The sequence below is a fragment of the Rhodopirellula sp. UBA1907 genome (genome assembly GCF_002337565.1).
Lineage (GTDB): Bacteria > Planctomycetota > Planctomycetia > Pirellulales > Pirellulaceae > Rhodopirellula > Rhodopirellula europaea.
In genome coordinates this window covers 53941-69432 of sequence record NZ_DDGH01000060.1, presented here as the reverse complement: position 1 = coordinate 69432, position 15492 = coordinate 53941, and the positions used below count along the sequence as shown (strand labels likewise).

General features: G+C 55.2%; 11 protein-coding genes. 2 read left to right on the top strand and 9 right to left on the bottom strand.

Features of this window, described 5'->3' with window-relative positions:
• Positions 1-17: 17 nt before the first annotated feature.
• From B2R17_RS13190 to B2R17_RS13150, 9 genes are all read right to left on the bottom strand, one after another.
• Positions 18-2420 carry a sulfatase-like hydrolase/transferase gene (locus B2R17_RS13190; RefSeq protein WP_286764346.1) on the bottom strand — a complete coding sequence of 801 codons (2403 nt, stop codon included), beginning with the start codon at positions 2418-2420 and terminating at the stop codon, positions 18-20.
• 77 nt (positions 2421-2497) lie between these two features.
• Positions 2498-4171 (bottom strand): sulfatase family protein, encoded by a 1674-nt coding sequence (locus B2R17_RS13185; protein ID WP_286764345.1) that lies wholly within the window; start codon positions 4169-4171, stop codon positions 2498-2500.
• Between the two features lie 61 nt (positions 4172-4232).
• Positions 4233-4952 (bottom strand): family 16 glycoside hydrolase, encoded by a 720-nt coding sequence (locus B2R17_RS13180; protein WP_286764344.1) that lies wholly within the window; start codon positions 4950-4952, stop codon positions 4233-4235.
• Between the two features lie 72 nt (positions 4953-5024).
• Entirely contained in the window at positions 5025-6035 is a 1011-nt protein-coding gene (locus B2R17_RS13175) for a 3-keto-disaccharide hydrolase (RefSeq protein WP_286764343.1), read from the bottom strand.
• 74 nt (positions 6036-6109) lie between these two features.
• Positions 6110-7483, bottom strand: a complete 1374-nt coding sequence (locus B2R17_RS13170) for a Gfo/Idh/MocA family protein (RefSeq protein WP_286764342.1) — start codon at positions 7481-7483, stop codon at positions 6110-6112.
• A gap of 92 nt (positions 7484-7575) precedes the next feature.
• Positions 7576-9126 (bottom strand): sulfatase family protein, encoded by a 1551-nt coding sequence (locus B2R17_RS13165; protein ID WP_286764341.1) that lies wholly within the window; start codon positions 9124-9126, stop codon positions 7576-7578.
• 60 nt (positions 9127-9186) lie between these two features.
• The gene (locus B2R17_RS13160) at positions 9187-10668 is read right to left on the bottom strand and encodes a sulfatase family protein (RefSeq protein ID WP_286764340.1); all 1482 of its coding nucleotides are present in this window, start codon (positions 10666-10668) and stop codon (positions 9187-9189) included.
• Between the two features lie 448 nt (positions 10669-11116).
• Positions 11117-12265 carry an SGNH/GDSL hydrolase family protein gene (locus B2R17_RS13155; RefSeq protein WP_286764339.1) on the bottom strand — a complete coding sequence of 383 codons (1149 nt, stop codon included), beginning with the start codon at positions 12263-12265 and terminating at the stop codon, positions 11117-11119.
• A gap of 194 nt (positions 12266-12459) precedes the next feature.
• Positions 12460-13053 carry an HdeD family acid-resistance protein gene (locus B2R17_RS13150; protein ID WP_286764338.1) on the bottom strand — a complete coding sequence of 198 codons (594 nt, stop codon included), beginning with the start codon at positions 13051-13053 and terminating at the stop codon, positions 12460-12462.
• 389 nt (positions 13054-13442) lie between these two features.
• On the opposite strand from B2R17_RS13150, the gene B2R17_RS13145 reads away from it, so the two are divergent.
• Together B2R17_RS13145 and B2R17_RS13140 are read left to right on the top strand one after the other, a co-directional pair.
• Positions 13443-14504, top strand: a complete 1062-nt coding sequence (locus B2R17_RS13145) for a lipid-binding SYLF domain-containing protein (protein WP_414707315.1) — start codon at positions 13443-13445, stop codon at positions 14502-14504.
• Positions 14505-14553: 49 nt separating this feature from the next.
• Positions 14554-15492 (top strand): sulfatase-like hydrolase/transferase (locus tag B2R17_RS13140; RefSeq protein ID WP_286764336.1); only part of this gene is annotated, 939 nt, incomplete at its 3' end.

The window sequence follows — 15492 nt, the reverse complement described above, 5'->3', positions numbered from 1 at the left end:
TAGTATCCCTGCTCAAATCAGTCACCGTGCTGCTTCAGAGGCAAATGTACGTTGAACGAATGAAGCTTCTCCTTGGTTTCCTCCGCCGCACAAAATAGCACGGTTGGTTTGCCGTCTTCGAGGTACAGTTGCGGGCGTTCAAGACGGTGCACGGACTGCTGAGTTCCGTCCGTCCATGAAATGATGCGTTCCGTCACCAACGGTGAATTGGCCGGATCCCAGTGCAAACCATCGATCGACTGAAACAACGCCAAGGAGTCACTGCCGGTTCCGTTGAAGTGTCCATTGTGATCGTTGACGATCGCCCAGCACATGCCATCCTGGAACCAGATGTAAGGGTCTTCCGCTGGAAAGGCGACTCCCGGTGCGGTGAACAACGGTTTGTTCTGCTTTCGGAACGGCCCCGTCGGTGACTGAGAAGTCGCGGCAAGGTGAACGACCGGGCCCCCAAACGGCATGCGTCTTTTCTTGCCAACCGCTTTGTAAATCAACACAAACGTCCCATCATCCCGACGCAAGATCGACGGGTTGCTCACCATCAATGCATCCGACGCCGACGCATCTTCGCTGATGTTGATCAGTGGCTCGTCAAAACGTTTCCATGGTCCGTTGGGGTGATCGGAAACCGCGACACCAATGCGTTGATTGTTGCGATGAACCATATTCAGTTTTCTGGTCGGTGCACCGTCACCCGTGTTCCCCATGTAGTAGAGGTAGTACTTCCCATCGAACTCATGCACGGTCGGGTTGTGAGTGCACATGCCGTCCCACAGTTGTTCGCCTCGAACGGGCAGGGCAACATCGACGAAGTGGTATGGCCCCAGCGGATCATCCGACACCGCGTGAGCAACCTCCGAATGGGTGACCCAAGCATTGTGTCCCGACTCTCGCGGCCAGCGACTGTAGAACAGATGGCAGGTGCCGTCGACGTCACGCACCATACTGCCGCCCCAGATGTAGAAATTCTCGTCGATGAATTTCGCTCTCGCTGGCACCGGCTCAATCATCGAGTTCAAATCCAGCCCCGGACGAGAACGTTCTCCTCGAGCGGCTTTTTCAACAGCCTCTGTTCGTGAGTCCTCTTCTTTCCTGACATTGACGCCGTGAGCGTCGTGCCACTTCGGCGGCACATTGCCGGCATCCCAGGCCTTAATCATCCGCGATAGCCGATCCACTTCTTCAGGATGCTGCTCGGCCAAGTTTTTGCGTTCCCAAGGGTCGTTCGCCAAATCAAACAACAGCTTTCGGTTCTTGTAGCGACTGTCAACCAACTTCCAATTCCCGTCGCGAACCGCATAGCCATACGATTCATCGCCCATCGAGTAACGCCAAAACAACGGCCGTTTGGGCAACTCCGTTCCCGCGTCGGTCAAACCGGGCAACAAGTTTTGGCCGTCCAGCTTTTCATTCTTGGTCGGGTCCAATCCTGCTGCGGCGAGGACGGTGGGAAAGACATCGAGTGCCGTGACCGGCGATTGCTCTCGAACTCCGCCCGGCAAAGTCCCTGGCCAAGAAACCAAGAACGGCACCCGAATCCCGCCTTCAAACAGCATGCCCTTGTGACCTCGGTACGGCAAATTCATCGCATGTTCACGCCGCCCACCGTTGTCGCTGTAAAAGACAATCAACGTGTTGTCGCCCAACCCCGATTCGCGAATTTGGTCAACGACTTGCCCAATGCCTTCGTCCATCCCAGCAACCATCGCTCCGTAAACCGCTCGACCTCCGTACTCGATGTGTGCTGTCTTTTGCAGATGAGTCCGAGTGGCTTGGTCAGGAGCATGCGGTGCGTTGTACGCCAAGTACAAAAAGAACGGTTCCGTCTCGTGACGCTGAATGAATTTGACCGCTTCCGTTGAAAAGTCATCCGTCAAATACGTCAACGACTTGCGATCGACCGGTTCATCACCGCGATGCACACCGAGTAGAGGATCCTTTCTTCCCAAGTCTCCCCAATAGCTCAATCCGCCTCCACTGAAGCCAAACCACTCATCGAATCCACGGCGATTGGGCCAGAACGGTTTCGCGTCGCCCAGGTGCCACTTGCCAATTGCACCGGTGACATAACCGGCTTCTTTCAAAGCATCCGCAAGCGTCGTTTCCGAGAGCGGCATACCCGGCGTGTCGTCACCGTGCCACTGCGGATCCGGTTCAGGGTTGCCCTCATGCCCGAATCGCTGTTGATACCTTCCCGTCAACAACCCCGCGCGGCTGGGACTGCAATAGGGATGCGAAGCATAGCCGTTGGTGAAGACCACGCCTTCCCCCGCCAACTCATCCAATCGCGGTGTGGGGATTTCTTTGCAGCCATTGAATCCCACGTCGCTGTAGCCAAGGTCGTCGGCAACGATCAACACAATGTTCGGACATTCCTTGGCATCGACACTGGATGCGGTCAGAACCAAAAGGCCGATCAACATCGAGGACAAAAATTTGGATCGGTTCAACATAGCAGGCAGCAAGGTGGAAATTGAAACTGAAACGACGGCCAATGCATTCACTTCGACTTGTAGTCTTTTTCGCTATCGACGGTGTAGCGAAGCACAGCAGGAAATCCTTTGCCGCGAGCTTTCGTAAGCTGCTGCTTCCAAACGATTCGAAGCTCTCCCAACTGCGTCTTCGCGGCGGGATCGTCGATCAAATTGTTCAGCTCGTCGGGATCACTTTCCAAATCAAACAACTCTTCGTAAATCGGTTCCTCACCTCGCAACGATGCCTCGGCATGGTTCCGATACACCGCGATTTCATTGTCGTGAATGCCATACAGCATGGTGGACGACTTGATACCAAGATCCTTGGCCACCTGAATCTTGACCGAGGCGGGAACACAATCGTTGCGGTAGTACCGGATGTATTTCCAACGCTTGTCCTGCACCGCCTCAATGCGAGGGTTACCAAAGTGTGTCACCCACAGGTTTTCGGTGAAAACATGATCCCGAATCGCGCCGCCGTCGCCACTCAACAGTGGCCGCAACGATAGACCTTGAAAGGTGTCAGGCTTTTCAATCTCAGCCAGATCCAGCATCGTCGCGGCGATGTCGATCGTTTGAACCAACTCGTTGCAACGAGCCCCTTTCAGAACGGTTGGCAACTCTGGATCGAAGACGATCATCGGCACATGCGTCGTCTGCTCGTAACACAACGCTTTCCCACCAAGACCGTGTTGCCCCATAAACAACCCGTGGTCGGAACAGAAGATGATGATCGTGTTGTCGTCCACGCCTTCTGTCTCGAGCTTGGTGCGTAGGTTTCCGATCAAACGATCGATCCCGGTCATGGATTGCATCTGCCGAATGGTGCGTTCTTTCAACGCCTCGGGAGTGTCGACAAAGTTGTAGCTGGCCTGCCGCTCACTCGCTCGCAACACTTCCGCTGGCAAACGTGGCGTCTCAATCTCGTCCTTCGCGACGTAGTGTTCCGGCAAAGGAATCTCGATGTCTCGGTAGAGCGACTTGTAAATCTCATCGTCGCTTTCTCGCTGTTGCATGGTGCTCGTTCCCGCACTGTGCGGCAGGTTCAAACAGATGCTCAAGCAAAACGGCTTGTCCGCCGGACGTTCGTCCAGAAATCGCACCGCACCGTCCAAGCGATGTTCATACGACATGAAATCCTGAGCACCTTCGTTAACGATCTCCACCTGGGTGTCGTACGCCGCGCCCTCAAAGATCTCGTGGACGTCTTTGGGATAGAAACGGATGTGCCCGTGTCCGGCGTAGAAGTAATCAAACGACTCTTCCATCAAACCGCTGTTGTAGCCGCCCTTTCCAATCGGCGCGTGGTTCTTTCCGACATAGCCGGTGTAGTAACCATTCTCTCGCATGATCACAGGATAGGACTTCGCCCAAGCCTCGGGCGCGACACTGGTTCCTGAATTGAAATTCACACCGTGCTTGCGTTCGTACTGGCTGAGAAAGATCGAAATCCGACTCGGAGTGCAGATCGCGCTGGTCACATAGGCTCGATCAAAGAAGACGCCTTCGCGAGCCAACTGGTCGATGTTCGGAGTCCGAGTCAACTCGTTTCCGTCGCAGCCCATCATCCCGTAGGACTGGTCGTCCGTCAGAACGAATAAAAAGTTCGGTCGAGAATCCGCAGCAGGCAGGCGGGTAGCACACATCGCCGCGAAAAACAGCAAGATTGGTGCAAGTCTTTTCAAAGAGTGGATTCGCATGAGTTCGGGTTTATGCAGGGAAGAGCAGGGCAGGGGAGAAAGAGCGGGAAACAAACCAAGTTCACTCGGTCGCGAAAACACAAAGGTTGTCGAAATCGATGCTGCTTCCATTCACGGTCATTCCGAACTGAGTCTTGGTCGGATGAGCGAAACCGGGAGAATCCAACGAGACCACCTCTTTGCCATCGAGGTGAACAGTCATCACGGTCCCATGGATGGTCAGTTCCAAGTGATGCCAGGTGCCCGGCTTAGCATGGATGGCGGCGGAGGCTTGCGTGCGAGCCAACAGGTCCTCCAATTCTTTCTGCTGTTCCGCCGGCAGCGATTTCGCCTTACGTTTCTCGCGAACTTCCAGGTTCATCGAGCCAAGTTTGTCGTCGCTGATCGAAATCCGCTTGGGTGACAGCGACGCTCGAGCGACGTGACCCGCATGCACGGATTTTTCATTGTTGTCGTCGATCACAAAATTGAACCGACTTCCTCCGTTGAATCGAAAGTCAAACGAAACATGCAAATCAGCAAACTCCATTTGCTTTCGCATGGTGGAGCCATGGTCGTCCCGAATTTGTTTGCCGAACAAGACACCATCGCGGATGCTCCATCCGGCCTCCATTCCTCGCCCGGCCCGATAGCCTTCGCCCAGCGTCGAACGACCTTCGAAGTCATCCTCAAACAAAACTTTGGTTTCGGGCAGTCCCGAGGATGCTTCGTCGGCGACGAGCGTTGAATGTGTCAACAAGGAAGTCGTCACAAACGCGACGGAAAGGATGGGTCGAAACATAGTTTGGGTTTGGAAAACGAGAAGGAAGGTCAATGGAAGGAAACGAATGACATGGACGGGATATCGCCTCATTCACTGATGTGCCGTGGACGAGCCTGGAACGATCCAAATGTTTCGAAACCGGTTGGGATTGCCGTGGTTTTGGAGATAGATCGGACCTTCCGCCACTTCGGTTCTTGGACCTGCTGGCCCGCCGCCCGTTCCCTCGGGCAGTTCCACACGGTCGTGAATCAGGACACCATTTTGGGTCACCGAGATCACTGCGGACTGGACCTTCATTCCGTCCTCGAATCTGGCGGCGGTGAAGTCGATTTCCATGCTCTGCCACGCCAGCGGAGGCAGGCAAACATTCCAATCGGCTTCGCGAATTCCGTAGATGCTTCCGCACCACGTGTTGACGGGTTTCAACATGACAATGTCCTGCCATGCCTCGGGACTGGGGTCCAATCCAAAGTTATCAGAGATCTGCACTTCATAGGCACCGACCGCGAAAACGCCACTGTTGCCGCGATGCGGATGACTGATCGGTGGCTCGGGTTTCAGCGGGATTTGAAATTCAAGGTACAGTCGGAAATCCTGAAACGTTGCTTTGGTTCTTGCTCCCGCTTTAAGAACGCCATCCTCGATCTTGCCGTTCATCCAAGCGTTCGTGTTCGTGCCATCGAACAACACGATCGCGTCAGCCGGTGGCTTCTTTCCGACAACCGTTTCACTGCGATCAATCTTCTGCCAACCAGCAACACGCGACTCGATTCCTTCGCGATCCAACCACTCATGCACGACAGGCTTGCCATCCCAACCTGCGCCAGGAAATCCACCTTCGAACACTGAAACGTAGAACCGGCCCTCAGACGGCGTGACCTGCATCGCATGATCGTCTCGAACAAATTCGCCGACAAACTCAAAGCCATCGAATTCCGCTTGAGCTTTCGCAGCGTTGGTCCAGACGACGGCATTGGGATATGGCTGAATCTTCGGTTTCGTTTTTGAGGTCGTGTCCGCGGCCAATGCGCCGCAGACAGGACCAACAACCAGCAAAAAGAGAGCACAAAAACAAACAGGCACTTTGGAGCGAGTTTTCATTGACATCGAACACGTGACTCGATCGAGGAAGACAACTTCACAGGGAGGGGCATCTTGCAAGCAAAGCAAACGACTCACATGTCGATTTCATAACCAGACCGATAGGGTCGCTTCATCATCGCAGCGGCCTGTTCATCGCCAACGACACTTTCCGTCGCTTGATCCCACTCGACTTTGCGTCCCAACCGACAACAGATGCCGGCCAAGTGACACACGTTGAGCATCTTCATATGGGAATGCACGTCGGAAATCGGCAGCACTCGATTGTCAATCGCATGCATGAAGTTCGCCCAGTGTGCAGGGCGGTCATTGCCTTCCATGGGCATCCCGCGATAAATCTTCGAAATCGCATCTTCGGCGAGCGGGTTCGATTCCAAGTCTTCAACGGGTTTGCCAACCAACTTGCCGCGATTGGCAAAGATCCGGCCTCGTTCGCCTTCAAACAAAATCCCATTGTCGACGTCGTGGCGAATGTTCATCTCCACATCGCCATCCACGAAAGCGACGCGAAGATCAAACGCTCGTGCGGTGTTGTAGCGATTGTTCTGCAGCGGCATTCCGTCGCGAAACTCCACGTCATGTTTCGCGGTCCCGGCAACCGAAACGGGGTCGTTGTTCTGCCCCGCCGCGGCGATCCCCAGCATCGCGATGTCGACATGGTGGGCTCCCCAGTCAGTCAATTTGCCTCCGGAGTGTTCGTACCACCAACGGAAGTGCGTGTGCCCATTGGTGTAGTTCTTGTCCGCTCGCTTGGCGTCCTTCGCATAGCGATATTCCATTTCAGGTCCCGGCCCCAGCCAACGATCCCAGTCCAATCCTTTGGGCACGTCGGCGACGGGAATCTCGGGACTCCATCCACCCGCGTCGATTCCGACGACCAAGCGTTTGAGTTTGCCCAGGCGGCCTTCCGCGATGATTGCCAGAGCACGATTGAACTTGTCGAAACTGCTGCGTTGCTGCGTTCCGACTTGAACGACACGTCCGGTTTGCTGTTGAACCTTCCGGACCAACTTTCCTTCGTCGATCGTCAACGTCAGCGGTTTTTCACAGTACGCATCTTTGCCCGCCAACATCGCCTCAATCAAGATTTTCGCGTGCCAGTGATCGGGCGTTGAAATCTGAACCAAGTCAATGTCATCACGAGAAAGCACTTCGCGATAGTCTCGGAACAATTCGGCTTTGCCATCACACAGCAATTCGTTGCCATGCTTCAGATGTTCCTCGTCGACATCACACAGCGCGACCAAGTCAGCAAATTCTTTTCCAACGGGCGAAGTCCGTGTCCCATTTCCGCCGACGCCGATCAACGCAAACCGTTTGCGTTCGTTCGGTGATTTCGCGAGTGATTGCCGAGCACGCATGGCCCACGGAGCCAGAGTAGCCGCCGTGACAAATCCGGCGGTCTTCAAAAGATCTCGGCGTGACTGGGAGGCTAGGGGAAAGCTCATGAACGATCAATCGTGGAGGGCTGAGAATGTGGGTATGAAATGGGTCACTCATCGAACGAGCGAGCCAACAAATGACTCGCGCCGCGAGAGTGTCACTTCCGTTTCGCCTTGTTTCGCTTTTGTTCACGGATGGTCACGCCCGGCCGTTGCATCTTCGAATTCACGTCACGAAAAACCCAGGGGTCCCAGGCCTTGCGAGCCGATTCCCACTGTTCCAACGTTCGAGTCGGATACCAACTTGGCCATCCGAATTTCTCGTAGTCGTACTTGTCCGCATTCGCGTGAACCCACTCATCGACAGAACCCGCAGGCAGCGTTTCCGGATAGACGTCCAACGCACGAAACTCGTCGCTCACCCCTTTGTCTTGAATCACTTCACGACGCCATTGCTTGAGTTCCCGTAGCATTTCTTCTCGAACATTGGCGTACTTGGGATCGTCGGCGACATTGTGGACTTCATGCGGATCCGTTCGCAGATCGTACAGTTCCAACTCTGGTTTCGTCGAAGCAAAGAAAGCCGCTTGTTCGGGAGTGAGTTCGCCACGCATGTGCATGACGTTCATTTCAGCCAGCACCGGGTAAGCCCCTTCCTTGTACTGGTTGTATTGGCAGTACGCTCGCTCAGGCATCAAGTTGTGAATCAGCTTGAAGTCGGCGGACCGGATCGCCCGCATGGCGTCATGCGTTTCATCCATTTTGTCTCGGGCGGCAAAGACATACTGACGATTCCGAACCTCTTCGCCCAACAGATTCTTTCCATGCAGAGGCACGGGGGCATCGATCCCAGCAGCTTCCAAAATCGTCGCGCAGATGTCGATCGACATCACCATGTCATCGCTAACTTCACCCGGCGGAACCTTGCCCGGCCAACGCATGATCATGGGAATACGAATCCCACCGTCGTAGAGAAACTGCTTGCCGCGAATGTGACACCGACCATGGTCTCCGATGAAGAAAACAATCGTGTTGTCAGCGAGACCTTGCTCGCTGAGTCGTTTCAATATCTCGCCGACCTCACGATCAACCAATTGCATCTGCTCCAATCCGTTGGCCCAATCACGTCTGACAAAGGGCGTGTCGGGATAGTAGGGCGGCAACTCAACATCTTCGATCGCGATGGGTCGTTGCGGGTCGCGTTTCCATTGACGGTGAGTGCCACCGAACGTGATCCGAGCAAAGAACGGCTGCCCGTCGGCTCGTTGTTTCCAATCGGTTCCATCAAACAGCTCGTCCTTCTGGTCTGGCAAGAAATTGCAGTCCGTTTTGTAGCTCATCAATGCGGTGAAGTAGCCCGCATCGGCAAACAGATGCGGGATTGGCCGAATCCCGTGCGGCAACGGTTGCTTGTCATATTCGCGATGTTGATTGGCACCAATGAAATTCTGGTGGAACCCCGTCATCATCGCTGAACGCGAAGTCGAACAGACCGGCGAAGTCGTGAAGGCTCGTTCGTACCGAATCCCTTCGGATGCCAGCTTGTCGACATTGGGTGTATGGATCCCCTTTGTGCCGTAGCACGACAAATCGGGGGACCAATCTTCAATCGTGATCCAAAGCACATTGGGACGGTCGTCCGCGAAAGCGGATGCAGCATCCACAACACCAATGGCGAAAACCAAAAGCAGAGAAAGCACGAATTTCATGAAGGCAACTGAAGAGTAGGTTGGAAAGGTAGATGGAAAGCATCCGTCGATCGAATGGGCTCAATAGGCGCCGTTTGTGCCGAACATCTCTTTCTTGGATGGACGTGGACGGACACGGACCGAGTGATCTGGCTCGCCCGTCACACGGTCAAACTCATCGGGTGTTCGTCGACTCGGCAAGTAGTCACCCGTTCGCTTCGTCCAATCGGTGAGTGCGGTTTGCAATCGCGTGCGTACCGAGTGATAGGCCGGGTCCTCAAAGCGATTGTGCAGTTCGCCTGGGTCGCGTTGCAGATCATAAAGTTCCCACTTTGCGCGAGGTGCAGTGAAACAAGCCGATTGTTCGGGCGTGAGTTCACCGGCGTCATACAAACGCAGCATGGCTTGCCAAGTCAGGCCCCGTCCCGCGTCAGCGGATGGTGTTGGAGGGAGGTCGACGTAGTCATTGCGAATCAACTTGTATTGCTGGGTCGCCACGGCGCGAGCATGGTCCTCGTAGTCGTGCCAGTGATCTTCCGCAAAAGCGAATTCGCGATGCGATTGCGTGCTGTCTTTCAAAACCGGAACAAAGCTTTGGCTCGAAGCGGAGAATGTTTCGCTGCCTTCCACGCCAGCCAAATCCAAGAACGTGGCACCAATGTCAACCGCGCTGACCAAAGCCTTCGTCGTCTGGCCCGCCTTGACTTGATCGGGATAGCGAACGATCCACGGCGTCCGGATTCCACCGTCGTAAAGCGATGTCTTGTCACGAGGAAACGGACGGCCGTTGTCGCTGATGAAGAGAATGACCGTGTTGTCGGCGACGCCCTGTTCGGTCAGCTTGCGCGTGACTTTGCCGACGTAGGAATCGAGACGCCCAATCTCGTCATAGTAAAGCCGCAGGTCTTCGCGGACATCAGGAACGTCTGGAAGGTGCGGAGGAACGATCACGTCGTCGTGCGTGTGAGGTGGATCCAGGGCTCCGTCGTTGTATTCGCGGTGCGGGTCCAGAGCGGCCAACCACAGGAAAAACGGTTGATCCTCGGGACGTTCCTCGCAAGCTCGTTCCCAATCTTCGCAACCACTGGGCTGCGCCGCGATCATCTTGGCAGGTTGCCCGTCTTTTCCACTGGGGAGCACAAAACCGGCCGTCGAGGCTTCGTAGATTTTGTCGAAGTGTTCGCGAACAGCGTCTCCCATGTGCCACTTGCCAGCCGCGGCGGTGTAATAGCCCGCTGACTGCAATCGCCCCACGAATGTGTCGCTTGATTCTGGCAACGGCCAGTGCAACTGTTCCGCGCCCGTGTTATGGGGGTACTTGCCCGTGATGATGCTCGCACGGGATGGGCTGCAGGAATTCGTGGTCAGGTAAGCGTGTTCGAAACGCATGCCTTCCGCTGCCAGACGGTCGATATTGGGAGTGCGAATCGCCGGATGACCATAGGCACCGCAATCGTCCCAGTTCATGTCATCCGCGATGATCAGAACGATGTTCGGATGGGACTGAGCCATCACGGACGAAGTGATGCAACAAGCGATCAGAGCAACAAGGAATCGGTGCACGAGAATCCAGCGGGAGAGAGGCGGGTAAACGTTCGCTTTCGCAAGAAAACGCGAACATCAACGAAGATGCCTCGAGTCGACACGAAGCCCTCTGCGGCGTCGGCAACGCCCTTCAGAGGTCCTATGCGTCAAACATCGAGCCTTCAACGGCTCACCAGTCTACACCGATTCCGAGATTCTCGCGCCGGTTCTCAACGCGTGAAAACGAGTTTTCAATCAATCCAAACGTATAGATCCCAGTCGGTTCAGAGGAGACTCCCGCACCCCCATTCACACTGAGCCTCTATACATTTCAAACGGCATTTCTCTTCACTTTCGAAAACCGTTTCGCATCAATCGATTGTCTGCAGTTCCTCGTCACCACGACGTGCGTGAGTCGTGTCGATGGACTGACCAAACACCCAATCGGTCCCGCGATCCCCATCGGAATCGTCCACCGCTCCGACGTTCACTCCACACCCATTGCTTTGCGAAGCACGGGATCGAACACGTCGGCCTGACGCATGAAACCAAGGTCGCTGGCGTGAGAACCATCGGTCGCACCGTCGCCATCGGTTCCATAAAGCTCATCGCCAGCGATGTAGTGCAGCCCGGTCACGCCGTCGGCAAGCAGCGACTTGTACGCCGCCTGCAACGCCTCATGATTCGCGGTGTGATGAGCATCACGTGCGGGCAAGATCCAACTGTTTGTGTTCCGGCGATCTTCCACCAAAACAATCGGCGTGTTCGGTTTCGCGGCACGAATTTGCTTGACCAACGGAATGCACCTCTCAGTCACCATCGCCGCATTCATGTTGGGCAGGCAATCGATGACATAGACCGCTGCGTCGACTTGGACCAAGAACTCTCCGACTTCAGCATGCATTTTTCCATTGCCAGAAAAGCCCAGGTTCACGACCGGCTGATCGAAACGACGTCCCAAAATCGCGGTGTGGACCATACCAGGACGGCTAGCACAAGCTCCGTGTGTGATGCTGGTTCCGTAGAACACGATCGGCTTCTCACGTGTCGGCAACTGTTCGAATTTGCTGTCCGGCGAAACACCAATCTTCAAAGACTCGATGCCATTGTAAAGCGGAAGGTAAGCGGCGTACTCACGCATTCCTGGTGCCAATGAATCGATGACCTTTGTTTTGACTTCTTGTGATGTCGGGCGAGTGACCTGCACCCATCGCCAGTTGCCTTCACCGTCGCGGGCATAAAAATCGACCCCGCTGACTCCGGTCGCAGGCATGTGCGGCATCGCCAGATTCTTGTTCAGCAATTTGTAGTGCGCGTGAATGGCGGTGGCATCTGTTTTGAATCGAACCATCATCCCCGCAGAATGACGACTCAGGTTCCAAACGTTTGAAGTCACCGAACCGTTGGCGGACGCCGGGAATCGATCAAACCATCTCGCACGTTCTTGGTCGGGCAAGATCCTTCCTTCGATGTTCTGCTCCGCGACGTCGTACCACGCGACGCCGTCCTCGACCGTTCGGCCAGTCGCCATCTCCGGATCCAAATTGCCGATCGAGTCTGCAACCTTCTCTTGAGCCTCAACCGGGACGATAAACCAAGGCAACACAGCGACGAAAATGAACCATCGAATCTTCATTTGAAATGACTTTCTGATGCGGGGCAGGGGAGGGAAGGAGACGGATCCTGTTGCGGATCAATCCAGCTTCTTCACTGAACAAAGAGGCGGCTGACCAACATAGTCGCCCTGAAGCTCCCAATGTGGGACAGCGACATGGAGCAGGGCAGGGCAGTGCGGCTTTGCAAGGACAACAACCCCGAATCAAACGATGGTCACACCTGGTTGATTCGGCTTCCCAATGATTTCAACCGGAATGCGAACGCGATCATTGCAATGCTGGAGATGATCGCAAGTGCTCCCAAAATCCTGACCAGCGTCAGCCCAAATCCCATCGGCGCGGCCAACAGGGCGATGCCGATCAAAACCGAAAGGATGCCAGCCAGGATCAACCAGCCTTCGCCTTGGATGTGTCGACGATCTTGAATCGCAGCCGCGATCTCAACCACACCCGAAACGACCACCATCGCACCAATGACGCTGATCACAATCGTCGCGGTCAACCCAGCGACCAACATCGGATTAGCAAACACGAATATGCCAGCCAAAAATTCGATCACGCCTCGAACAATCGTTCCCGTTCGCGACGGAGTGTCACCGACCACTCCCGCGATGATCGCCATCACACCATCAAAAGCCAAGAAGAACCCGGCGACTTGGGCAAACGTTGCCAACGTCATTCCGGGTTGAAACAACGCGTAGATGCCCAGAACCAACAGCAACAAACCTCGGATCAGCGGCAACCACCAAAGCGACGCCACATCCGACAGCACGTTCCGCATCGCGTCCTTCGGTTCTAAATCAGACATGCTTCGATTTCCCAAGTCTTCAAGTGGATTCGCGTGATTGCAGAGCCGAGTTGGCCATGCCAACACAATTTTGCCTAGCGATACGCGCCGGTATCAATTTCAATCTTCGCACTTTGAGAGCAACAATCCAACCGACCATCGGGCTTTTCCCAATCCGTTCGACTCGTTTTCGCAGCCAAGTGTCGGCATCACTCGATGAACTTCGGTCTCCTTCATGGAAGGCATTCTTTCTCAATCGCGGGGCAGGGCAGGGCGGATGGTGTAGCCTGAATGTGCATTCGGCTCCACAATGGCATGGGAATCGCCGCGGGATTGCAATGCGATGGCAAATGGTCGCGATTCACTCACACGATCAAACGTTCACGACTGAAAACGATCTCACCAAAGGAATGTGCACGATGGAGTCTTTTACCCAACCGCAATTTCGTTTCACGCGTCGAATCTTAATAACGATCGCACTGATGCTGATTGGATGGACGCAGCCCGCGACCGCGCAGATCAACGAAGAGCAAACGGTCCAGGCCGCGACCGCGGTACTAAACGAAACCATGTCCACGCCATTGAGCCAAATCCCAGCACAAATGTTGCAGGATTGTCACGGGGTCGCGATTGTCCCCAACGTGATCAAAGGCAGCTTCATCGTCGGTGCTCGGCACGGCAAAGGATTGCTGTTCATCCGCGATCCCGACGGCACTTGGCACGCTCCGGTATTCATCACGCTGACGGGCGGCAATGTCGGTTGGCAAGTCGGCGTGCAAGCCTCGGACATCATCTTGGTCTTCAAGACCGCTCGAAGTGTTCAAGGCATCTTGTCCGGCAAATTGACCCTCGGCGGTGATGCCTCCGCAGCAGCCGGGCCGGTCGGACGCCAAGCCGCAGTGGCAACCGATGGCCAACTGCAAGCTGAGATCTACACCTATTCTCGAAGTCGTGGATTATTCGCGGGAGTCTCCATTGACGGAACCGTACTTCGAGTCGATCAAGTCGCGACGGGCATGTACTACCAAAGCCCCGCACCCGGCCAACCGGTGGTCATTCCGACTTCCGCGGCCCAGCTGACTCAGGCCATCGCTCGCTACGCCGGGCAACAAGTGCAGGTCACACCGCCCGAACCCCAATCACAGTTCGCACAACAATACCGGAGCGATCGCCCCGCGGTGCTGCAGGATCAGTTGCTGCAAATCGCTCCTGAGCTCTTCAAGTTGCTGGATCCGCAATGGACAGCTCACTTGGCACTGCCGCTGTCAGCCAACCCAAACGAAGTGCCTGACCCCAACGCGTTAGCAGCTGCGGTTGCGAAATACGATCAAGTCGCGGCTGACCCACAGTATGCATCCTTGGCCGGACGTCCTGAGTTTCAGTCCGTTCATAGTCTATTGAAGCACTACCAACATTCGCTGATTCCGAACGCTCAAACGCTGCAGCTTCCACCTCCGCCGATCAAACGTTGATTATCCTCTGAGCCGCACCTTCGCCCCGCAACTCTAAACGAACGATCGAATGCGTTTTCTTCTGCTTCTGCTCGCGTGTCTGCCGCTGACCGTTTCATCCGCCAACGATTCGCGGCCCAACATCGTTCTGATTATGGCGGACGACATTGGTATCGAAGGCCTGGCGTGCTACGGCGGAGTCTCTTACGAAACGGCTGCACTGGATCAATTGGCCAGCGATGGCGTGCGGTTCACCCACGCGTACTCGCAACCGTTGTGCACCCCGACTCGAGTTCAACTCATGTCGGGCAAGTACAACCATCGCAACTGGAAGACGTTTGGAATCCTTGATTCAAACGTGAAGACCTTTGGTCACCGAATGAAGGAAGAGGGTTACGCAACAGCGATCTTTGGCAAATGGCAACTGCAATCGTACGACCCGCCCGGGTATCCCGGCGCCGATGAACGCCGCGGAACAGGCATGCATCCCAAGGACGCCGGCTTTGACCACTACGCGTTGTTCCATGCCTTGCACACCGAAGACAAAGGCTCGCGCTACGCCAACCCAACGATGCTGGAAGGCGAAGCAGGGCAGGGCGGTACGCTGAAAACTTACACGGGTCAATTTGGCGAAGACATCTGGGTCGAGAAAACGATCGACTTCCTCAAACAGGACCGCGACGAACCCGCCTTTGTTTACTACCCGATGGCTCTGCCTCACTGGCCGTTCGTCCCGACACCAATCAGCGACGACTGGGATCCGTCCCAACCGGTCGTTGAGCAACTGAAGTACTTCGAGGACATGGTCGAGTACATGGACGTTGCGGTTGGGAACTTGATCAACGGCCTGCAGTCCAACGGTTTGCGAGAGAACACGATTGTCATTTTCTACGGCGACAATGGAACGCACCTGAAAGTGGTCTCCAAACTCGCTGACGGTCGGTTTATCCAAGGTGGCAAGGGCCTGACCAAGCAAACCGGCATCCACGTACCGTTGATCGTTTCATGG